Annotated in this window: 19 protein-coding genes and 1 pseudogene; 15 read left to right on the top strand and 5 right to left on the bottom strand. The window is 72.5% G+C overall.

The window, feature by feature from the left end:
- Positions 1–2 precede the first annotated feature (2 nt).
- Positions 3–995 carry a porphobilinogen synthase gene (gene hemB, locus KV100_RS07310; protein ID WP_220342184.1) on the top strand — a complete coding sequence of 331 codons (993 nt, stop codon included), beginning with the start codon at positions 3–5 and terminating at the stop codon, positions 993–995.
- On the opposite strand, the gene KV100_RS20355 is transcribed toward hemB, so the two are convergent.
- Together KV100_RS20355 and KV100_RS20350 are read right to left on the bottom strand one after the other, a co-directional pair.
- A complete protein-coding gene (locus KV100_RS20355) occupies positions 952–1,848 on the bottom strand; it encodes a hypothetical protein (RefSeq protein WP_374226660.1) in 897 nt (298 codons plus the stop codon). The two genes, hemB and KV100_RS20355, sit on opposite strands and share 44 nt — an antisense overlap.
- Positions 1,755–2,099 (bottom strand): annotated as a pseudogene (locus KV100_RS20350) (lytic transglycosylase domain-containing protein); the annotation flags it as partial. The pseudogene KV100_RS20350 and the gene KV100_RS20355, both read right to left, overlap by 94 nt.
- A 561-nt stretch (positions 2,100–2,660) precedes the next feature.
- On the opposite strand from KV100_RS20350, the gene hemL reads away from it, so the two are divergent.
- From hemL to ccsB, 6 genes are all read left to right on the top strand, one after another.
- A complete protein-coding gene (gene hemL / locus KV100_RS07295) occupies positions 2,661–3,974 on the top strand; it encodes a glutamate-1-semialdehyde 2,1-aminomutase (RefSeq protein ID WP_220342183.1) in 1,314 nt (437 codons plus the stop codon).
- A 72-nt stretch (positions 3,975–4,046) separates the two neighbouring features.
- Positions 4,047–4,703, top strand: coding sequence for a histidine phosphatase family protein (locus KV100_RS07290; RefSeq protein ID WP_220342182.1), 657 nt, complete (start codon positions 4,047–4,049; stop codon positions 4,701–4,703).
- On the top strand, positions 4,700–5,281 hold the full coding sequence (locus KV100_RS07285) for a TlpA disulfide reductase family protein (RefSeq protein WP_220342181.1): 582 nt from the start codon (positions 4,700–4,702) through the stop codon (positions 5,279–5,281). Before KV100_RS07290 ends, KV100_RS07285 begins: the two co-directional genes overlap by 4 nt.
- Before the next feature lie 26 nt (positions 5,282–5,307).
- Positions 5,308–6,042, top strand: a complete 735-nt coding sequence (locus tag KV100_RS07280) for a cytochrome c biogenesis CcdA family protein (protein WP_255559003.1) — start codon at positions 5,308–5,310, stop codon at positions 6,040–6,042.
- A complete protein-coding gene (locus tag KV100_RS07275) occupies positions 6,042–7,727 on the top strand; it encodes a cytochrome c biogenesis protein ResB (RefSeq protein WP_220342179.1) in 1,686 nt (561 codons plus the stop codon). The genes KV100_RS07280 and KV100_RS07275 overlap by 1 nt, the downstream gene beginning before the upstream one ends.
- Positions 7,724–8,728, top strand: a complete 1,005-nt coding sequence (ccsB, locus tag KV100_RS07270) for a c-type cytochrome biogenesis protein CcsB (RefSeq protein ID WP_220342178.1) — start codon at positions 7,724–7,726, stop codon at positions 8,726–8,728. The genes KV100_RS07275 and ccsB overlap by 4 nt, the downstream gene beginning before the upstream one ends.
- Before the next feature lie 9 nt (positions 8,729–8,737).
- Here ccsB and KV100_RS07265 read toward each other — a convergent pair whose 3' ends face one another.
- Complete coding sequence (locus tag KV100_RS07265; protein ID WP_220342177.1) at positions 8,738–8,995, bottom strand: PLDc N-terminal domain-containing protein; 258 nt, start codon at positions 8,993–8,995, stop codon at positions 8,738–8,740.
- A gap of 63 nt (positions 8,996–9,058) precedes the next feature.
- Between KV100_RS07265 and KV100_RS07260 the strand changes: the two genes are divergently transcribed.
- From KV100_RS07260 to KV100_RS07225, 8 genes are all read left to right on the top strand, one after another.
- Entirely contained in the window at positions 9,059–10,021 is a 963-nt protein-coding gene (locus tag KV100_RS07260) for a threonine/serine dehydratase (RefSeq protein WP_220342176.1), read from the top strand.
- A 63-nt stretch (positions 10,022–10,084) separates the two neighbouring features.
- Positions 10,085–11,266 carry a histidine kinase gene (locus tag KV100_RS20095; protein ID WP_220342175.1) on the top strand — a complete coding sequence of 394 codons (1,182 nt, stop codon included), beginning with the start codon at positions 10,085–10,087 and terminating at the stop codon, positions 11,264–11,266.
- Positions 11,263–11,958: a response regulator transcription factor gene (locus KV100_RS07250; protein ID WP_301022180.1), complete on the top strand. Its 696-nt coding sequence runs from the start codon at positions 11,263–11,265 to the stop codon at positions 11,956–11,958. Before KV100_RS20095 ends, KV100_RS07250 begins: the two co-directional genes overlap by 4 nt.
- Before the next feature lie 102 nt (positions 11,959–12,060).
- Positions 12,061–12,849, top strand: coding sequence for an ABC transporter ATP-binding protein (locus KV100_RS07245; protein ID WP_220342174.1), 789 nt, complete (start codon positions 12,061–12,063; stop codon positions 12,847–12,849).
- Entirely contained in the window at positions 12,849–15,293 is a 2,445-nt protein-coding gene (locus KV100_RS07240; protein ID WP_220342173.1) for an ABC transporter permease, read from the top strand. Before KV100_RS07245 ends, KV100_RS07240 begins: the two co-directional genes overlap by 1 nt.
- A 107-nt stretch (positions 15,294–15,400) precedes the next feature.
- Positions 15,401–17,056 carry a serine/threonine-protein kinase gene (locus KV100_RS19910; protein ID WP_220342172.1) on the top strand — a complete coding sequence of 552 codons (1,656 nt, stop codon included), beginning with the start codon at positions 15,401–15,403 and terminating at the stop codon, positions 17,054–17,056.
- Positions 17,057–17,082: 26 nt separating this feature from the next.
- Positions 17,083–17,349, top strand: a complete 267-nt coding sequence (locus KV100_RS07230) for a DUF4229 domain-containing protein (protein ID WP_220342171.1) — start codon at positions 17,083–17,085, stop codon at positions 17,347–17,349.
- 4 nt (positions 17,350–17,353) lie between these two features.
- Positions 17,354–18,451, top strand: a complete 1,098-nt coding sequence (locus KV100_RS07225) for a PLP-dependent cysteine synthase family protein (RefSeq protein ID WP_220342170.1) — start codon at positions 17,354–17,356, stop codon at positions 18,449–18,451.
- Here the strand turns inward: KV100_RS07225 and KV100_RS07220 are convergent.
- Both KV100_RS07220 and KV100_RS07215 read right to left on the bottom strand, forming a co-directional pair.
- Positions 18,448–19,983 (bottom strand): glycerol-3-phosphate dehydrogenase/oxidase, encoded by a 1,536-nt coding sequence (locus KV100_RS07220; protein ID WP_220342169.1) that lies wholly within the window; start codon positions 19,981–19,983, stop codon positions 18,448–18,450. The genes KV100_RS07225 and KV100_RS07220 overlap by 4 nt on opposite strands.
- Before the next feature lie 2 nt (positions 19,984–19,985).
- On the bottom strand, positions 19,986–20,645 hold the full coding sequence (locus KV100_RS07215; protein ID WP_220342168.1) for a TetR/AcrR family transcriptional regulator: 660 nt from the start codon (positions 20,643–20,645) through the stop codon (positions 19,986–19,988).
- Positions 20,646–20,675 lie beyond the last annotated feature (30 nt).

Here is a 20,675-nt window from a genome sequence, read left to right as displayed (position 1 = left end):
CGATGGTCGATCGCGACGGCTCGTTCCCTGACGTCCGGCCCCGACGTCTCCGCACCACGCCGGCCATGCGCCGGCTGGTCTCGGAGACGTCGGTCGAGGCGCGACAGCTGGTGCTGCCGATGTTCGTGGCGGAAGGGCTCACCGAGCCGCGAGCCATCTCGAGCATGCCGGGGGTCGTCCAGCACACGCGCGACTCGGCACGCAAGGCGGTCGCCGAAGCCGCGGAGCTGGGTCTCGGGGGAGTCATGCTGTTCGGGGTGCCCACCCGCAAGGACGCCACCGGCTCGGGCGCGACCGACGAGGACGGGATCCTCAACGTGGCGATCCGCGACGCGCGCTCCGAGGTGGGGGACGAGCTCGTGGTGATGTCGGACCTGTGCCTCGACGAATTCACCGACCACGGGCACTGCGGTGTGCTCGACGCCGAGGGGCGCGTGGACAACGACGCGACCCTGGAGATCTATGCCGAGATGGCGCTCGCCCAGGCTCGGGCGGGCGCCCACCTGCTCGGACCCAGCGGGATGATGGACGGACAGGTCGGGGTCGTACGGCGGGCGCTGGACGCCGAAGGCTTCACCGACACCGGCGTGCTCGCCTACGCAGCGAAGTACGCGTCGGCCTTCTACGGGCCGTTCCGCGAGGCCGTCGACTCGACGCTGGTCGGCGACCGGCGTACGTACCAGCAGGACCCGGCCAACGGTCGCGAGGCCCTGCGCGAGGTCGCCCTCGACGTCGCGGAGGGTGCGGACCTGGTGATGGTGAAGCCGGCGATGGGCTTCCTCGACGTCGTCGCCTCGGTGCGCGCCTCCGTCGACGTGCCCGTGGCGGCGTACAACATCTCTGGCGAGTACGCGATGGTCGAAGCGGCCGCCGCGCAGGGCTGGATCGACCGTGAGGCGGCGATCGCCGAGACCCTCGTGTCGATCCGGCGTGCCGGAGCCGACATCGTGCTCACCTACTGGGCGAGCGAGTTCGCCGCGCGGCTCGCACGCTGAGCCTGGCCTCCGCGGTCAGACGGCGGCGGCGCGGGCGGCGGCCTTCGCCGCCTCGGTGCCGTTGGGAGCAGCCCCGACGTAGGCCGCGATGCACGTCTGGAGCGTGTCTGCACTGACGTCGAGCGTCGCGCAGAACGCCTGGGCCAGCTCTGCCGTCGTCGGCTCCGGGTCCGGCTCCGTCGTGGCGGGCGGCTCGGTCGTGGCGGGCGGCTCGGTCGTCGGAGGCGTCGTCGGGTCGGTCGGGTCGGTCGGCGGCTTGGTGGGATCCGTCGGCGGCTTGGTCGGCGGCTTGGTCGGCGGCGTGGTCGGCGGCTTCGTGGGATCCGTCGGAGGCTTGGTGGGATCCGTCGGAGGCTTGGTGGGATCCGTCGGAGGCTTGGTGGGATCCGTCGGAGGCTTGGTCGGCGGCTTCGTGGGAACCGTCGGCGTGCCGGGCTTGGGCGAGGTGATGCCGCCGGGGTCGAGCGGCTTCGGCGTCGGCGGCTTCTCGATCCCGAGCGCCACGATCGTCGGCGTCGGCTGCGAACCGCCGGCTCCAGGGCCACCGGGAACGCCGGCGGCCGGAGGTCGGGGTCCGACCGGCCCGAGCGGCGCGACCGGGCTGCTCGGGTAGGGGAAGGTGGGGAGAATCGAGACGGGGCTGGACGATCCGTACCTCGCCGCGAGCGCGAGCACCTGGTCGGCGTACGCCGTCGAACGGTTGTAGGACATGAGGGCGGCGCGCGCGCCTGCCTCGACGCTGAGGTCGTGGCCGCCCACGCAGAGGTAGACCGCCGCGCCGAGCGCTGCGTCGTTCATGTTGTTGGGGTCGGCCTTGCCGTCGCCGTCGGCGTCCACGCCGACCGAGGACCACGTGGAGGGGATGAACTGCATCGGGCCGACCGCGCGGTCCCACTTCGCGTCGCCGTCCCAGGCGCCCTTGTCGGTGTCCGGGATGCGTGCGGTGTTGTTGGTGCCGTCGAGCGCGATGCCGATGATGGCGCGCGAGGTGGCGCCGGTGCTGGTCACCGTTGCGCCGCCGAACTGACCGTGGTTGGACTCGACCCGGCCGATCGCGGCGAGGAGCTCCCAGGACAGCTTGCACTCCGGCTTGGTGACCGCCATGACGTTGGCGGCACGCTGGTAGGCGGCGAGCGCGGGTCCGGGGATGTCCGACGGAGCGCCGACGAGCGCGGCAGGAGTGACGGCGTTGCTGGAGGACTGCTGCTCGACAGGGTCCTGGAGGGGCGTGACCTGGAGGTCGGGGCCGGTGACCGGGACCTGCGGGGAGCCCTCGGCGTACGCGGAGTAGGCGGCGCTGTCCACAGGCCCGGGCTGCTTGGGAAGGGCGACGGCAGCGCCCCAGGCGCCGGCGATCATCGCGCAGGGCAGGAGCGCAGCGGTGGTCTGCCACCAGCTGGTGCGCTTGCCGTTGGCCTTCTGGCCTCTGCGTGCTGCCCCCATGCCGCCGATCAACTCCCTCGTGGCCCGAACCCGAACCTGGTGTGACACTGTCCGTCCACCGCTCACCCTAGGTGAGGGTGGCGTGATGTGGCCACCGTCTCAGCACATCCTTAGCCTCCAGCCTAGACGCGATGTTGGGTCACCGCCGCGTACCTGCGGAGCCTGCGGACCGCCGCCGCTCGTCGCCTCGGGCGCGCTTGGCCCGTCAGGGACAATGGCAGGGTGTCCGGATCCGAGATCTCCCATCAGCTGTTCGATCGCGCCCGTGCCGTGTCGCCGGGTGGAGTGAACTCCCCGGTCCGCGCCTTCCGCGCTGTCGGGGGCACGCCCCGCTTCATGCGCGAGGGTCGCGGCGCGATCCTCACCGACGTCGACGGCAACACCTACGTCGACCTGGTGGCCTCCTGGGGGCCGATGCTCCTGGGCCACGCGCGCCCAGAGGTCATCGAGGCGGTTCGCGACGCGGCGAGCCGTGGGACCTCCTTCGGCACGCCGAGCGAGCCTGAGGTCGCGCTGGCCGAGGAGATCGTCGCTCGTACCCCGGTCGACCTGGTGCGCATGGTGTCCTCCGGCACCGAAGCCACCATGTCGGCGATCCGGCTGGCCCGCGGCTGGACCGGCCGCGACCTGATCGTGAAGTTCGCCGGCTGCTACCACGGCCACGTCGACGCGCTGCTGGTCGAGGCGGGCTCGGGCGTCGTCACGTTCGGGCTCCCGGGCACGCCGGGCATCCCCACGGCGTCCACCGCACAGACGATCGTGCTGCCCTACAACGACCGCGAGGCCGTCGCGGCGGCCTTCGCCGAGCACGGCGCGCAGATCGCCTGCGTCATCACCGAGGCTGCGCCCGGCAACATGGGCGCCGTCCCGCCGCTTCCCGGCTTCAACGCGTTCCTCGCCGAGACCTGCCGGTCCCACGGCGCCCTGTTCGTCTCCGACGAGGTCATGACCGGCTTCCGGGTCAGCCGCAGCGGGCACTGGGGTCTGGACGGCGCCCACGAAGGGTGGGCCCCCGACCTGATGACGTTCGGCAAGGTCATGGGTGGTGGGTTCCCGGCGGCGGCGTTCGGTGGTCGCGAGGAGATCATGCGACAGCTCGCACCGGAGGGTCCGGTCTACCAGGCGGGCACCCTCTCGGGGAACCCGGTGGCCACGACGGCCGGCCTCACGACGCTGCGCCTGGCCACCGACGACGTGTACGCCCACCTCGACGCCGTCTCGACCACCCTCCAGGGGTTGGTGGACAAGGCCCTCGACGCGGCCGGTGTGCCTCATGTCGTCCAGGCCGCGGGCAACCTCTTCAGCGCCTTCCTCGGCCGTACGGACGCCGTCGTCGACTTCGCCGACGCGCAGGCGCAGAGCCAGCCGGCGTACCGGGCGTTCTTCCACGCGATGCTCGACAACGGCGTCTACCTGCCGCCGAGCGCGTTCGAGGCGTGGTTCGTCTCTCACGCCCTCGACGACGATGCCCTCGACACCGTCGAGCGGGCTCTCGTGCCGGCGGCCCAGGCTGCAGCCGAGGCGCTCCGGGCCTGACCGGCGTGCCTTCTCGGCCCTGCTGGGCGACCACCCCACCGCAATCCTCGAACGACCGGCGAGAATGACCCCATGACGACCCAGGACCGCACCATCGTCCACCTGATGCGGCACGGCGAGGTGCACAACCCCGCTGGTGTCCTCTACGGACGCCTCCCCGACTACCACCTCTCCGACCTTGGCCGCCAGATGGCCGAGCGGGGCGCGGAGTACTTCGACGGTGGCGACGTCACGCACCTGGTGGCCTCGCCCCTCGAGCGCGCGCAGGAGACGATGCAGCCCATCGCCGCGACGCTGGGCCTCGAGGTGACCACCGATCCGCGTGTCATCGAGGCGGGCAACCGGTTCGAGGGCAAGACGTTCGGCGTCGGTGACGGGTCCCTCCGGCACCCCGTCACGTGGTGGATGCTGCGTAACCCCTCCAGGCCGTCCTGGGGCGAGCCGTACACGCAGATCGCCGCCCGGATGCTCGCCGCGATGGCGGACGCACGGGACGCGGCGCGCGGGCACGAGGCCGTGATCGTCTCGCACCAGCTGCCGATCTGGGTCTCACGGCTGACCGTCGAGCGACGCCGCTACCTCCACGACCCCCGCCGACGCCAGTGCTCCCTCGCGAGCGTCACCTCGGTGACCTACGAGGGCGACGTGCCGGTGGCGGTCGCCTACAACGAGCCGGCCGGTGACCTCATCCCCGCCAAGCTGCGCAAGAAGTTCGTCGGCGGCGCATGACCTCCCACGCCATCCGTCCTCTCGCTGCGCGACTGCTCGTCTCCGTCGCCGCGGTGGCGCTGCTCGCCGGCTGCTCGTCGTCGACGCAGGCAGACGAGACGACGGGTGGCTTCGTGGCCGGCGACGGCAGCATCACCGTGCCGAAGCCGGCCGAGCGCGAGCCGGCCCCGGAGCTGTCCGGGGAGACCCTCGAGGGCGACCCGATCGCGCTGTCCGACTTCGCCGGCAAGACAGTCGTCGTGAACGTCTGGGGCTCGTGGTGCGCCGACTGCCGGGTCGAGGCGCCCGCGTTCGCCGCGCTCGATGCCGAGACCGGTGACGACGTGCAGTTCCTGGGCATCAATATCCGCGACTCCCGCGCGGCCGCGCTGGCCTACGACGAGAACTTCGACATCGGCTACCCCTCGATCTTCGACCGCACCGGTCAGGCCGTGCTCGGCTTCCGCGACAGCCTCCCGTCGATGGCGGTCCCGACGACCTGGGTGATCGCGCCGGACGGGACCGTCTCGGCCCGCATCCTCGGCTCGATCACGGAGTCGACGCTGCGGGGTCTCATCGAGGAAGCGGGAGCGGTCTGATGGGTGGATGGGCCTCAGACGCCGTCATGTCCGGATCGCTGCTGGTCGCCACGGCCGTCGCGCTCCTGGCAGGGCTCGTGTCCTTCTTCTCGCCGTGCGTCGTGCCGTTGCTCCCGGGTTATCTCTCCTACGTCTCGGGGATGACCGCGGCCGAGGTGGCGGCAGACGGCAAGTCGGCCAGGCAGCGCGGGAGACTGCTCGCCGGCGCGGTGCTCTTCGTGCTGGGCTTCAGCGCCGTCTTCGTCTCCTACGGGGTGCTCTTCGGCTCGATCGGCTACGAGCTCAGGGAGTACGAGCGGCCGATCGCGATCGTGATGGGAGTCGTCGTCATCGTCTTGGGCCTGGGCTTCATGGGCTTCGTCCCGTGGCTCCAGCGTGACGTCCGGATCCACGCCGTGCCGTCGGTCGGCCTCGCGGTCGCCCCGCTGCTCGGGGTGCTGTTCGCGATCGGGTGGACGCCGTGCATCGGGCCCGCGCTGGGCGCGGTGCTCACCCTCGCCTACGGCGAGGGCACGGCGGGTCGTGGCGCGTTCCTCACTTTCGTGTACTGCCTCGGGCTGGGCATCCCGTTCCTGCTGGCGGCGGTGGCGTTCAGCCGCTTCGCGCGGGCGACCTCCTGGGTGCGCAGGCACCAGCGGGTGATCTCCCTCGTGGGTGGAGGGTTGCTCGTCGTCGTCGGCGTGCTCCTCGTGACAGGGCTGTGGGGGCAGCTGATGACCGAGCTGACCTCGTGGGTCGGCAGCTTCAGGCCGGTGGTGTGATGGCAGACGATCGACGGGCTCCGACCAAGAAGGGCCGTGGAGGCGCTGCACCGGCGCTCTCGTTCGTGGAGACGGCCCGGTGGGCGTGGCGACAGCTGACGTCGATGCGTACGGCGCTGTTCCTCCTGCTCCTGCTCGCGCTCGCGGCGGTCCCGGGCTCGATCGTGCCGCAGCGGTCGGTCGACGCCCGCGCCGTCCAGGCCTACTTCGAGCGTCACCCCGACCTGGCGCCTGTGCTCGACACGCTGGGGGCCTTCCACGTCTACACGTCGGTCTGGTTCAGCGCGATCTACATCCTGCTGATGGTGTCGCTGGTGGGCTGCATCATCCCGCGCGTGGGCGTGTATGCCTCCGCGCTGCGGGCCCGTCCGCCGCGTGCCCCCAAGAACTTCTCCCGGCTCCCGGCGTCGGCGACGTACGAGACGACCGCCGACGTCGAGACGGTCCTGGCCGCCGCCCGGGGGGCCCTCGGTCGCGCCCGCAAGGACACGGTCACCGACGCCGACGCCTCCGGGGACGTCGTCGAGGGCGAGGTCCGTGCGGAGACCGGCTACCTGCGCGAGCTCGGCAACCTCGTCTTCCATGTCAGCCTCGTGGTCGTGCTGGTCGGCGTGGCGTCGATGAGCCTGCTCGGCTATCGCGGCAACGCCATCGTCACCGAGGGCAGCGGCTTCTCCAACACGCTCACCCAGTTCGACGAGTTCACCTCCGGGGGCCTGTTCGACACCGACGACCTGCCGCCCTTCTCGCTGACGCTCGACGACTTCGACGCGACGTTCGAGACCGACGGACCGCAGCGCGGGGCGCCACGCGACTTCGTCGCGACCGGGACCGTCACCGACCGCCCTGGTGACGAGCCGCGTCCGTACGAGCTGAAGGTCAACCATCCGCTGCGGGTCGACGGTGCGTCGGTCTACCTCGTGGGCCAGGGATATGCCCCGGTGATCCGGGTGAAGGACGGCAACGGTCGCGTCGTGTTCGAGGACGCGGTGCCGTTCCTTCCCTCCGACCCGAGCTACACGTCCAACGGCGTGGTGAAGGTCGCCGACGCGCGACCCCAGCAGCTCGGCTTCCAGGGCTTCTTCCTCCCCACCGCCGTCTCGACCGGTGACGACGACATCCCGGTCTCGGCGCACCCGGCCGCCGCGAACCCGTTGCTCGGACTGTTCGCCTACTACGGCGACCTCGGGCTGGACGACGGCGAGACCCAGTCGGTCTACATCTTGGACAAGGACAACCTCACGCAGTTCACCGGTGACGACGGGGAGCCGTTGCGGATCATGCTCGGGCCGGGCCAGAGCGTCTCGCTCCCGGACGGCGCAGGGACGGTCGAGTTCGTGGAGCTCCGGCAGTTCGTCCGCTTCCAGTTCAGCGCCCAGCCCGGCGTGATGGTTCCGCTGTGGGGCGTCTCGGTCGGCGTGATGGGTCTGATCCTGTCTCTGACGATCAGACCGCGACGGACGTGGGTCCGCGCTCGTCGACGCGAGGACGGCGTGACCGTGGTCGAGGTCGCCGCGCTGGACCGCGTCCCTCGCAGCGACGTCGCGCAGACCGTCGACGACCTCACGGAGCGGCTCGTCGAGCGCACGGGGCATACTGGCAAGGACTACGACGCGGCGTCGGAGACCGATGACGCCGCGGTGGGCGCGACAGGATCGCGCCGTACGAGCGAGGACGAGGGATGACACTCGAGGACTGGGCCAACTTCTCCAACGCCGCGATCGCGTCGGCGACCGCGGTGCTGGCGCTGGCGTGGCTGGCGTCGGTCGCGCAGTGGGCGTTCGGCTCGAAGGCCGTCCGGGCCGAACGCTCGGCCCGCGCCGCCGAGCCCGCGCTCGCGGGCGCGGCGATCTCGGGGGCTGGGTCGGGTGCTGGGTCGTCGGACGCCTCTGGCGCGACGACCACGGCGACGACCGACGCCGCGGCCGAGACCGCCGAGGAACGCTCCGACCTCTTCGGCCGTGTGGCGCTCTCGCTGACCGTCCTCGGCTTCCTCGTGCTCCTCGCCGGCGTCGTCGGGCGCGGTCTGGCGGCCGAGCGGGTCCCGTGGGGCAACATGTACGAGTTCGCGACCACCGGGATCGCCGTCGTCCTCGCCGGCTACCTCGTGATGGTCGTCCTCATGCAGGTCCAGTGGCTGGCGCCGATCGTCCTCGGCTTCTCGGTGGTCGTGCTCGGTCTTTCGATGACGGTGTACGTGCCGGCCGGTCCGCTCGTGCCGGCTCTCGACTCGTACTGGCTCGTCATCCACGTCATCTCGGCGATGGTCGCCGGCGCGGGCTTCCTCGTCGGGGCCGGCGCCTCGGTGCTCTACCTGCTGCGCACCCGCGCTGACGCGAGGGGTGGCGCCAAGGGCTACCTCGGCCGGCTGCCCAAGGCCGCCGCGATGGACCAGCTCGCCTACCGCGTGACCGCCTTCTCGTTCCCTGTCTGGACGTTCGCGGCCCTGATCTCCGGGCCCATCTGGGCGGAGCACGCGTGGGGTCGTCCATGGGGGTGGGACCCGAAGGAGGTCTGGGCGTTCATCACCTGGGTGGCCTACGCCGGCTACCTCCACGCCCGCGCCACAGCGGGCTGGAAGGGCAGGGCCGCCGCGATCCTCGCCCTGATCGCGTTCGCGACGTTCGTGTTCAACTTCGTCGGCGTGAACCTCTTCTTCCCCGGCCTCCACTCGTACGCGAAGTAGCCTCCGGGCTCAGAGGCCCCGCAGGAAGTCGGGGTCGTCGTCCGGGCCGCGCGCGATGGGGCGCTGGGGCCGCGGAGGGCCGGCAGGCTTGGTGCGCACCTTGCCGAAGACGAGCCACGTCACGACGCCGAGGGCGGGCACCAGCGCGACGATCGCCCAGAGCGGCTTCGGGAGATAACGGACCCGGTCCGGCGGTGTGGCGATGACGTCGAACAGCGCGTACACCGCGAACGCCACGACGATGATGACCGGAATCGCCTTGCCCATGCGGCCAGGGTACCGGTGCGCCCGAACCGTCGGCAGGCCCAGGAGCCGCCCTAGGCTGGCGACATGAGCATCGCATCCTCCCTGGTCGGCCTCGACGACATCCGGGCCGCGGCCGAAAGGATCGCCGGCACCTGTCTGCGGACGCCGGTGGTCCCGTTCGTGACGCCGGAGGGCAGCGTCCCGTGGGCCGTGAAGGCGGAAGGGCTCCAGCCGACCGGAGCGTTCAAGCTGCGCGGCGCCACCAACGCCGTGGCCCTTCTCGACGACGCGCAGCGTCGTGCGGGCGTCGTGACCCACTCGTCGGGCAACCACGCGCAGGCCGTCGCGTACGCGGCCCGTGTCGCCGGGGTCCACGCGACCATCGTGATCCCCGACAACGCCCCCGAGGTCAAGGTCGCCGCGACCCGTCGGTGGGGTGCGGACGTCGTCATGGTCGCCCCCTCGCAGCGGCACGCGCGTGCGGAGGAGATCGCCGCGGAGACCGGTGCCGCGCTGATCCCGCCGTACGACGACGCGCGCGTCATCGCCGGCCAGGGCACGGTCGGGCTGGAGATCGTCGAGCAGGTTCCCGACCTGGCGACGGTGGTCGTCCCGGTCAGCGGCGGCGGCCTGGTGAGCGGCGTCGCCGCGGCGGTCAAGGCTCTGCGCCCGGACGTCCGGGTGGTCGCGGTTGAGCCGGAGCTCGCGGCAGACCTCGCGGAGGGCTGGGCGGCGGGGGAGCGCAGGGTCTGGTCGGTCGCCGACACGTCTCGGACGGTCGCCGACGGGCTCCGCACGGACTCGGTCGGCGTGCTGAACTGGGACCACATCACGGCCTACGTCGATGACGTGGTCACGGTCTCCGAGGAGGAGATCCTCGCGGCGGTGGGCGCCGTCGTGCGCGGCGCCCGGGTGGTCGTCGAGCCGAGCGGTGCGGTCGCTGCGGCGGCTGTGCTCAAGGGCGTGGTCGGTGACACCGCCGGGACCACGGTGGCGATCGCCTCGGGGGCCAACATCGACCCGGCGGTGCTCGCTCGGCTGGTCTGACCCGTCGACAGGATCAGACCACGGTCTGATGGGCGAGCGGCTCCGGCCGCCTACCCTGGCCAGGTGAGGAGAGTGACGGCGTGGACGCGTGACCACCCCTTCGCGGTGGACGCGGCCCTGGCCGGCGCACTCGCCCTGCCGCTCGTCCCCTTCGCGCTCAACCTGGGCACCGCGGGCACCGCCGGCGAGGCGGGCTACCAGATCCTCATCCTCCTGGCGCTGGCATGGCGCCGTACACGCCCGGTGGCGTCGTTCACGCTCGTGTCGCTGCTGCTGGCGGGCCAGCTGGTCCTGACCGACGAACCGCTCTACGCCGACGTCGCCCTCCTCGTCGCGCTCTACTCCGTCGCCGCGTACGGCCCGCTCTGGGCTCGGCGTGCCGGGCTCGGCGTCGGCTTCCTCGGGGTGCTCCTCTCGACCCTCGAGTGGTACGCGTCCTCGCCCGAGTCCAGCATCGTCGGCAACATCGTCGTCATGAGCCTCGTCGTCGCTGCGCCGTGGTCCTTCGGCGCCTACATGCGCACGCGGCGGGAGTACGTCGTCGGCCTGGAGGAGCGGGCCCGCCAGCTCGAGCGTGACGCCGAGCAGCAGGCACAGATCGCCGCCGCGGCCGAACGTGCACGGATCGCCCGCGAGATGCACGACGTCGTCGCGCACAGCCTGTCGGTGATCGTCGTCCAGGCCGACGGCGCGCTCTACGCCTCGAGGACGCGGCCCGAGGCGGCGAGCGAGACCCTCGAGACGATCTCGCGCACGTCGCGCCAGTCCCTCGCCGAGATGCGCCGCCTGCTCGGGCTCCTGCGCGACGACGACGCCTCCGACGCGACGCAGCGGGCGCCCATGCCGACGGCGACCGACGTGCCGACCCTGGTCGACCAGGTGCGCCGCAGCGGGCTGGACGTCCGTGCCGAGGTCGCGGGAGACCCGTCGGCGGTCGACACGACCACCGGACTGACCGTCTACCGCGTGGTGCAGGAGGCGCTCACCAACACCCTCAAGCACGCCGGCGCCGGCGTCCGCACGCGGGTCCAGGTCGGTGTGCTCCCCGACCACGTGCTGGTCTGCGTCGAGGACGACGGGGGCACCCAGCCGGTGGCTGCCGGACCCTCGCCGCGCGGAGGACACGGCATCCGCGGCATCCGGGAGCGCATCGCCATCCACGACGGCACGGTCGTGGCCGGACCATTGGCCAGTGGCGGGTTCCGGGTCGAGGCCCGCATCCCGTACGGGAAGGAGACCAGGTGAGCGACCTGCCCGAGGAGGGGTCATCCGAGCGCCCGCTGCGGGTGTTCCTCGTCGACGACCAGCAGCTGGTCCGGGCGGGCTTCCGGATGCTGGTGGAGTCGCAGCCGGACATGGAGGTCGTCGGCGAGGCGGCCGACGGGCTCGAGGCCGTGGAGCGGCTGTCGGTGACCGGCGTCGACGTGGTGCTGATGGACGTCCGGATGCCGCGGCTGGACGGTGTGGCCGCGACGCGTGTCCTGAGCGAGCGGGGATCGACCGCCCGTGTCGTGGTGCTCACGACGTTCGACCTCGACGAGTACGTCTACAGCGGACTGCGGGCTGGCGCGTCGGCGTTCCTGCTCAAGGACGCCCCGCCGGAGGTGCTGCTGGCCGCGATCCGTGACGTGCACCGCGGCGACGCGGTGGTGGCGCCGAGTGCGACCCGGCGGATGCTGGAGCGGTTCTCCGACCAGCTGCCCGACGGTGAGGCCGCCCCCGACCATCGCCTCGACATGCTCACCGATCGAGAGCGCGAGGTGCTGGTCCTCGTCGCGCAAGGGCTCACCAACTCCGAGATCGCGAGGCGACTCGTCGTCGCGGAGCCGACCGTCAAGACTCACATCGGGCGGCTGCTGGCCAAGACCGGCAGCCGGGACCGGGTGCAGCTCGTCGTCCTCGCGTACGACACCGCGCTGGTGCGCCCGACCACCTGAGCCGAAGGACACTGGCACGTACGACCGCGGTATGACCGCGCACGTCGGAGAGGGGTCCGCGGGTCGACGCTCACGACGGCCGCGGTTCCTAGCGTGGTCGTCATGTCATCGATCCCTGTCTCCTCTCTCGCCTCGGCCGTGCCGGGCGGCGTCCAGACCCCCACCGACACGGCGGCCGCGCGGACCCGCGGGCTCGTCAAGACCTACGGCCGCGGTCCGGCGGAGGTCCGGGCTCTCGACGGCGTCGACCTCACCATCGAGCGCGCCCGGCTCACCGCGATCATGGGCCCGTCGGGCTCGGGGAAGTCCACGCTCATGCACTGCCTGGCCGGGCTCGACTCGCCGACCTCCGGGGAGGTCGAGGTCGCGGGTACGGGCCTCGGCGACCTCGACGACAACGCCCTCACGAGGTTCCGGCGCGAGCACGTCGGGTTCGTGTTCCAGGCGTTCAACCTGCTCCCCACCCTCACCGCGCGCCACAACATCCTGCTCCCGCTGGACCTGGCGGGTCGCGAGCCGGACTGGCGGCGCTTCGACACGCTCATCGAGGTGCTCGGCCTCGCCGACCGACTCTCGCACCGTCCGTCGGAGCTCTCCGGCGGCCAGCAGCAGCGGGTCGCGATCGCGCGGGCGCTGCTCTCCTCGCCCGACGTCGTCTTCGCCGACGAGCCGACCGGCAACCTGGACAGCCGCTCCAGCGCCGAGGTTCTCGACTTCCTCCGCCGCTCGGTCGACGAGCTCGCGCAGACCGTCGTGATGGTGACGCACGAGCCGACCGCGGCCGCGTACGCCGACCGTGTGCTGCTGCTGCGAGACGGGCGGCTGGCCGGGACGCTCGAGCGCCCCACCGCCGAGGACGTCGTCAGCGCGATCGCCGGACTGGACGCCTGATGCGCACGGTGCTCTGGGGGTCCTTGCGGGCGCACTCCCGGCGCTACGTCACCGCCGTCGCCGCCATCGTCATGTCGGTGGCCTTCATGGTCGCCGTGAACGCCCTGAGCGCCTCGGCCCGTGACGGGCTCAGGTCCGACGTCGTCGCTCAGTACGCCGGCGCCGACCTGGTCGTGGACACGTCGGCCGACGACTCCCGCACCCTGGACCGGCTCATCGACCAGATCCGGGCCGTCGACGGCGTCGAGGGGGCGGTCGTCAACCGGCTCGGCTTCGTGGAGGTGGAGGCCCGCTCGGCCCGGCAGCTGATGAGTGTCGGCACAGTCGCCGCGGACCGCGACCTGAGGTGGCAGGAGGTCGCCGACGGAGTCGCTCCGCAGCGGCCGCGGGAGGCGCTCATGGCCGCTTCGAGCGCGAAGCGGTACGACGTCGCGCTGGGCGACACCGTGCGCGTCTTCGGGCAACGCGGCCCGGTGGAGGTGGCGATCACCGGCTTTACGACGAGCCCGGGCGGCACGCTGGGATCGACGGTGTACGTCTCGGAGCAGGTCGGCTCGCGGCTCGGTGACGTCCTCACGGCCGACGACGTGTCCGTGCGCGTCGCCGACACGACCGCGGCAGCGACGGGGAAGGCGCTGCGGTCTGCCGTGGGTGCAGACAGGTCCGAGCGTCCGGTCGCCGATCGTGAGGCATGGGTCGACTCCGCGGTCGCGGAGGCCACCAACGACGTGGACATTCTCCAACGGATGGTCCTGGTGTTCGCCGCGATCTCGGCATTCGTCGGGACGCTGGTCATCGCGAGCACCATCACGACCGTCCTCGCCCAGCGCCGCCGTGAGCTCGCGCTGCTGCGCTGCGTCGGCGCGACCCGCCGTCAGATCGTCCGCTCGCTGCGCCTGGAGTCGCTCGCCCTCGGAGTGGCGGCCTCGACGGTCGGGGTGCTGGTCGGCTGGGGACTCGGGCACGCGACCGTCGCCGCCCTGCGCGCGTGGACGGCCGGGATCAGTTTCGGGGCGGTGTCGCTGAGCCCGCTCGGCGTCGGCCTGCCGTTCGCCCTCGGCGTGCTGGTCGCGGTGGGGGCGACGGTCCTGCCTGCTCGCCGGATCGGTCGCCTCACACCGCTGGAGGCCCTCCGCCCGCACGAGACCACCGGACTCTCCGGGGGCGCCGGGAGGATCCGCGTGGCCCTGGGCACGGTGCTCGTGTCCGTCGGTGGCGCCGGCCTGGTCCTGGGGACCGGTGACCTGATCCCGGTCGGCCTCGCCGGCGGCATGACGTCGTTCCTCGGCGTGGTCGTCCTCGCCCCGTTGCTGGTCCCCGCCCTCCTCCGGCTGGTCGGGCCGGTCGTCGGGCGCAGCGGTGTCTCGGGCCGGCTCGCGGCGGACAACGTCGTCCGCAACCCTCGCCGGACCGCCTCGACGGCGACCTCCCTCCTCATCGGCGTCACGCTCATCACGATGGTGGTGATCGGCACCGCCTCGTTGCGCGGGTCGATCGACCGGGACCTGGACGCGTCGTACGCGCTCGACGTCGGGGTGGTCGCGGCCGGGGGCCCTCTCGCCGAGGGTGTCGGGGACCGCGTCGATGGCGTCGACGGCGTCGACTCGGTCGCCACCCTGCCGGGAGGGGAGGTCGAGATGGACGGGCACCGTGTGCTGGCGCTGGAGGTGTCGCCGGCGGCGGCGCGCATCGTCCACGGCGACACGGTGGTCCCGGGTCCGGGAGAGCTCGTCATCGGTGAGGAGCTCTCGACCGCCCTCGACCTCTCGTACGGCGAGAGCGCCCGGCTGCGGACGACGTTCGGCGAGCTCGACCTCCGTCCACGCGGCGGCGGGTCGCTCGGCGAGGTCGTCCTCGTCGGACCGGGGGTGCTCGACGAGCTGGGCGTGGCAGCGGAACCGCGCGCGGTCTGGGCGCGCGGCGAGGGTGGGGCGCCCGCGGAACAGGTCATGGCCGACACGGCGACCGTCGCCCGGTCCGCCGGTGCCGACGTCGCCGGAAGCATGGTCCAGCGGACCTGGATCGGCCTGCAGCTCGACGTGATGCTGGCGGTCGTCGTCGGCCTGCTCGCCGTCGCGGTCCTCATCGCCGTCGTCGGCATGACGGGGACCTTGAGCCTGTCGATCCTCGAGCGCTCGCGGGAGAACGCGCTGCTGCGGGCGCTCGGCCTCAGCCGCGGCGGGCTGCGACGCACGCTCGCGGGCGAGGCGCTCCTCATGGCCGGAGTCGGCGCCGTGCTGGGAACCACCCTCGGAGGTGCGTACGCATGGCTCGGCGTCCGGGCGCTCACCGAGGGTCTCGTCGACGACGTCGCGTTCTCGGTGCCGTGGCTCCAGGTCGCGATCGTGCTCGCCGCCACGACGGCGACCGGTCTGATCGCCTCGGTGGTCCCGGCACGGCGGGCCACGCGGGTGTCGCCGGCGAAGGGAATCGCGATGCTCTGACGCTCTGTCCGCGTCGCACTCGGCCGGCGGCCCTCCGACCCGCCACAATGGAGGAGGTCGCGTCGTCGGAGCGCGACCGACGACGATGAAAGGTGGGGCCGCGGTCGATGTCGGAGCCGACGAACGGCCGGGTCGGTGAGCTGGTCGACGGGCGTTACCGCCTGTTGGCGCTCGTGGGCCGTGGCGGCATGGCCGACGTGTACCGGGCGCGTGACGAGCTCCTCGGTCGTGTCGTCGCCGTCAAGATGATGCGCGCCGAGGCGGGGGTCGAGGTCGAGGACGCGCTGCGCCGTCACGAGATGGAGGCGAGGATCGGCGCCGGCGTCTCCCACCCCGGCCTGGTCACGGTCTTCGACGTCCAGGCCGACGGTGACGCGCCGTACCTGGTGATGGAGTACGTCCCCGGCAAGACGCTCAGCCGGGTGCTCGTCGACGGGCCGATGGATCCCGAGACGGTCGCCGACATCGGAGCGCAGCTCGCCGACGCGCTGGCGGCCATCCACGACAACGGTGTGCTCCACCGGGACGTGAAGCCGTCCAACGTGATGCTCGTCGAGCGGAGCGGCGCGGCGCCGCGGGTCAAGCTCACCGACTTCGGGGTCTCCCGCTATCTCGAGGGCACTCGTCTGACCTCGCCCGACCTTCTGGTCGGTACGGCGCGTTATCTGAGCCCCGAGCAGGCGGTCCTGGACGAGGTCGGGCCGCGCGCCGACGTCTATGCCCTGGGCCTGGTCCTCCTGGAGGCACTCACCGGTGAGGACCCGTTCCCCGGCACGCGGGTCGAGACGTTGTCGGCACGGCTGCACCGTCCGCCGCGCATCCCGGAGTCGCTCGGGCCCGACTGGGCGTTGGCGCTGGGTGCGATGACACGGCGCGACCCCGACGAGCGGCCGGACGCGCGGGGTGCCGCGGCGGCACTGCGGGCGGTGCGTGACGGCGGAGACGTCGCGGCCGCGCTCGCCGCGGCCGGCGTGACGGTCACCGACCCCGGAGGCAGCGACACGGTGGTCGGTCTTCCGGTCGCCGACGATCCCACGGAGGCCGCGGCACCCGCCGCGGGCCCGGTGATCGGCGCTGCTGCCGGGGGTGCCGCGGCCGGTGCGGCGCTCGGTTCCGCGGCACAGGCTGAGGGTGACTCGGAGGAGCCGGATCCCGTCACCGACACGGCCGAGCAGGAGCCCGTCACGGCCGAGGCGGTGGCCCCGGCGGCTGCCGCCGGAGCGACCGCGCCGCTGGCCGCCAGCGACGAGCCGCCGACCGGTGGTGGCTCAGCCCTCGACGACACCGGCAGTCCGGCGGACGAGCCCTCGCCCTGGGCACGCCGCGCCCCCTTGATCGCGGTCGCGGTGGTGCTCATCGCCGCCGCAGTGGCCGTGGGGCTCGTCCTGACCAGCGGTGACGATCCGTCCGACCCTGTCCCCACCCCGACGCCGACGCGGACGACGCCGACGGAGACCAGCAGCACGCGCTCCCCCTCTCCGACGCAGACCAGCAGGCCCGCGCCGACGCGGACGACGCCCACCCGGACGACGCCGACGCGGACGAGGCCGACGGAGACGTCACCGACTCGGACGCCGACCACCGCGTCTCCGACGCCGACGACCGCGCCGCCCACCACGACCGCCCCGCCCACCCCGACCCGAACCACACCGCCACCGACGACGGCCGCGCCGACCACCGCGCCGCCGACAGACGAGGGAGAGGCGCTGCCGTCCTCGCCCGCCGGGACGCCGCCTCCGGTGATAGGTCCGCAGGACAGCTGAGTGCGCGGCCCGGGTATCCTCGACATGTGAGCGCCTTCGTCCGGTACACCCTCGCGCGACTGGGATTCTTCGCCGTCGCGTTCGTCGTCGTGGGTCTCGTGTCGTCGATCTGGCTCGAGGTCAGCGACGTCACCGTGCTGTGGGTTGCCCTCATCGCCCTGGCGATCTCGGCGGTGGCCTCGTTCTTCCTGCTCGGAGGGCTCCGCGAGGAGGTTGCCGTGTCGCTCAAGGCCCGCGCCGACAAGATGAACGACCGGCTCGAGGCGGCGCGCGGCGCCGAAGACGTGGACTGAGGCCGTGCCTCGCTCGTCCGCGCAGCGGCGGGCCTGGGTCGACGAAGCCGTACGGCGGGTCGATGCCGATGCCAACCGAAGCGCCGACACCCACCTCCACGTCTGCCCTCTGCCGGGTGCCCCCGGCATCGAGCTGTACCTCAAGGACGAGTCTGTCCACCCGACCGGCTCCCTCAAGCACCGGCTCGCGCGGTCGCTGTTCCTCTATGCCCTCTGCAACGGGTGGATCGGCCCTGACACCACGATCGTCGAGGCGTCCAGCGGCTCCACCGCTGTGAGCGAGGCCTACTTCGCGGGCCTCGTCGGACTGCCGTTCGTCGCCGTCATGCCGCGCAGCACCAGCGAGAGCAAGATCGCTCTGATCGAGTGGTACGGCGGGCGCTGCCACTTCGTGGACGACCCTGCCGACGTGTACGCCGAGGCGGCGAGCCTCGCCCACCGGTGCGGCGGCCACTACATGGACCAGTTCACCTACGCCGAGCGCGCCACCGACTGGCGTGGCAACAACAACATCGCCGAGTCGATCTTCGCGCAGATGAGCGAGGAGCCGCACCCCGTGCCGTCGTGGGTGGTGGTGGGTGCCGGGACCGGTGGGACGTCGGCGACGATCGGCCGCTACGTCCGCTACCGCCGGCACCCGACGCAGGTGATGGTCGCGGACCCCGAGAACTCCGCGTTCTTCGACGGGTGGGAGCTCGACACGTCGGACCACACCACCGGGATGCCGTCGCGCATCGAGGGGATCGGCCGGCCACGGGTCGAGCCGTCGTTCGTCGGAGGCGTCATCGACGACATGCTGCGCGTCCCCGACGCGGCCTCCGTCGCGGCGATGCGCTGGTGCACCCGCCGGCTGGGGCGCAGCGTGGGTGGGTCGACCGGCACGAACGTGTGGGGCGCGCTGACCGTCATCGAGCGGATGCGCGCCGCGGGGGAGTCGGGCAGCGTCGTGACGCTGCTGTGCGACTCCGGTGACCGCTACGCATCGACGTACTACGACGACGACTGGGTAGCGCAGCAGGGACTCGACCTGGCGCCCTACGAGGCGGTGCTGGCCGACTACGACGCGACCGGACGGTTCACGCCCGGCGTGGGCGGCGTCTAGCGGTCGGCCTCCAGGGCCGCCTCGGCGAACGGCAGCGCGATCTCGCGGTCGGCCGCCACGAGACCGACACGCGTCCGTCGATCGAGCAGGTCGTCGACGTCCAGCGCTCCCTCGTGGCGTACGGCGAACCGCAGCTCGGCCGGCGTGGTCGCGATGTGCGGGGCGATCGGCTCGAGCAGGGTCGGGTCTCCCTCGGCGCCGGCGAGGACCGCGGCGGCCTCGGTCCCGTACCGGGCGACGAGCCGCTGGGGAGCGGGGATGTGCGAGAGCGTCACCCGGTCGGCGGCGCCCACCAGCGGGAGCGTCGTGGTCCGTGAGGGCCCGGCGGTGCGCCGCGTGGCCTCGAGGGCGGCGTCGACCGCGTCCTCGGCCATCCGGCGGTAGGTCGTCAGCTTGCCGCCGACGATGCTGACCAGGCCGTCGTCGGCCGTGAGCACGACGTGTCGGCGCGACAGGTCGGAGGTGCGTCCGCCCTCTCCGTCGAGGAGCGGGCGCAGGCCCGAGAAGGTGCCGACCACGTCGTCGCGGGTGAGTGGGCGCTCGAGCGCCGGCGACACCGTGTCGAGGAGGAACGCGATCTCGGACTCGGTGGCGACCGGGACGTCGGGGACGTCGCCGTGGACCTCCTCGTCGGTCAGGCCGACATACACGCGGCCGTCCCAGGCCGGCAGCACGAGGATGAACTGGTTCGTGGCGCCCGGCACCGGGATGGTCAGTCCCGAGGTGAGCCCGCCCAGCGTCTCCGCCCGCAGGACGAGGTGGGTCCCGCGGCTCGGCCGCAGACGGACCCCGTCGGCGAGCGTCCCGGCCCAGACGCCCGCCGCGTTGACCACCATCCGGGCGTCGACCTGCATCGTGGCGCCCGTCTGCTCGTCGCGCAGCACCGCACCGGTGCCGCTGAGCTCGACCGCGCTCGTCCGTGTCAGGACCCGTGCTCCGAGGGAGGCCGCGGTCCGGGCGATGCCGACGACCAGCCGCGCGTCGTCGACCACCTGCCCGTCCCAGAAGACCAGGCCCCCGCGGAGGCCGTCGGCACGCATCGTGGGGGCATAGCGCCGGACCTCGAGCGCCGACAGACGGCGGGAGCGGGGGAGGGTCCGGCTCGACGTCCCGGCCGCCTGACGAAGGGCGTCTCCGATCAGGTAGCCGGCCCGTACGGTCGCCGCGGTCCTGCGACTCACACCGTCCAGCAGGGGAAAGACGTTGGGAAGCGCCTGGACCAGGTGGGGTGCCGTGCGCTCGATGAGCACACCGCGCTCGACGGCGCTCCCGTAGGCGAGACCGACGTCACCGCTGCCCAGATAACGGAGCCCACCGTGGACCAGCTTGGAGCTCCACCGGCTGGTCCCGAAGGCCAGGTCGTGCTTCTCGACCAGGGCGACCGACAGCCCTCGCGACGCCGCGTCCAGAGCGACCCCGGCCCCGGTCACGCCTCCACCCACGACGAGCAGGTCGACAGCGTCCCCCGAGGCCAGGTCGTCGAGCTCTCGGGCCCGACGGGCGGCGTCGAGCGAGGCAGGAGCGGTGTGCATCGTCAGTCCTCGCGGCGGTCGGGGGAGAGATAGCGGTCGAGCGCCTCGGCCAGCTGGTCGTCCAGTGCCTCGAGGGTGACTCCGCTGCCGGTGGCGGACGTTGTCACCGCCGGTGCGGTCATCGCGAACGACCACGCCAGCAGGAGGACCGTACGCGCCTGCAGGGCGACGTCGAGGGGACGGATCGATCCGTCGTGGTGCCCCTCTCGGAGCAGGTCCTCGAGCACCTGCAGCATGTGCGTGCTGGTCCTCCCCATGCGCTGGAACACGTAGGGCACGAGGAACTCGGGGTCGGAGTCGACGATCGCGCGGTGGAGGGGATGGGCCCGGATGGTCGCGATGGTGGCGACGGCCGCGGCGACGACGCGTTCGCGTCCGGTCGGGAAGACGCGGTCGGCGGCCTCGGTCGCGACGGCCGTCCACTCGCGCGTGAGCAGCGCGGCGATCACCGAGTGCACGTTCTCCCAGCGGCGGTAGAGCGTCGCGCGGGCGACACCGGCGCGCGTGGCGATGTCGGCCATCGTGACGCGCTCGAGGCCGTTGTCGAGCAACGCGTCCGCGGCCGCGTCGAGGATGCGATCCTCGGGGATGGCCTTGCCCGAGTCAGCGGGGCGGGCACGCAGCCGCTCGAGCTCCGATCCGGCATTGAAACGCTTCGCCATAATGTGTTCAACTTAGCATGACATCGAGGG

Source organism: Mumia sp. zg.B21, from assembly GCF_019550855.1.
Taxonomy (GTDB): Bacteria; Actinomycetota; Actinomycetes; order Propionibacteriales; family Nocardioidaceae; genus Mumia.
Note: the sequence above shows the minus strand (reverse complement) of the source record. Positions and strands in the feature narration are given on the sequence as shown.

Coding starts and splice junctions, on each gene's coding strand:
- hemB (WP_220342184.1), top strand. CDS start 3: ATGGTCGATCGCGACGGCTCGTTCCCTGACGTCCGGCCCCGACGTCTC.
- KV100_RS07290 (WP_220342182.1), top strand. CDS start 4,047: ATGACGACCCAGGACCGCACCATCGTCCACCTGATGCGGCACGGCGAG.
- KV100_RS07285 (WP_220342181.1), top strand. CDS start 4,700: ATGACCTCCCACGCCATCCGTCCTCTCGCTGCGCGACTGCTCGTCTCC.
- KV100_RS07280 (WP_255559003.1), top strand. CDS start 5,308: ATGTCCGGATCGCTGCTGGTCGCCACGGCCGTCGCGCTCCTGGCAGGG.
- KV100_RS07275 (WP_220342179.1), top strand. CDS start 6,042: ATGGCAGACGATCGACGGGCTCCGACCAAGAAGGGCCGTGGAGGCGCT.
- ccsB (WP_220342178.1), top strand. CDS start 7,724: ATGACACTCGAGGACTGGGCCAACTTCTCCAACGCCGCGATCGCGTCG.
- KV100_RS07265 (WP_220342177.1), bottom strand. CDS start 8,995: ATGGGCAAGGCGATTCCGGTCATCATCGTCGTGGCGTTCGCGGTGTAC.
- KV100_RS07260 (WP_220342176.1), top strand. CDS start 9,059: ATGAGCATCGCATCCTCCCTGGTCGGCCTCGACGACATCCGGGCCGCG.
- KV100_RS07245 (WP_220342174.1), top strand. CDS start 12,061: ATGTCATCGATCCCTGTCTCCTCTCTCGCCTCGGCCGTGCCGGGCGGC.
- KV100_RS07240 (WP_220342173.1), top strand. CDS start 12,849: ATGCGCACGGTGCTCTGGGGGTCCTTGCGGGCGCACTCCCGGCGCTAC.
- KV100_RS19910 (WP_220342172.1), top strand. CDS start 15,401: ATGTCGGAGCCGACGAACGGCCGGGTCGGTGAGCTGGTCGACGGGCGT.
- KV100_RS07220 (WP_220342169.1), bottom strand. CDS start 19,983: ATGCACACCGCTCCTGCCTCGCTCGACGCCGCCCGTCGGGCCCGAGAG.
- KV100_RS07215 (WP_220342168.1), bottom strand. CDS start 20,645: ATGGCGAAGCGTTTCAATGCCGGATCGGAGCTCGAGCGGCTGCGTGCC.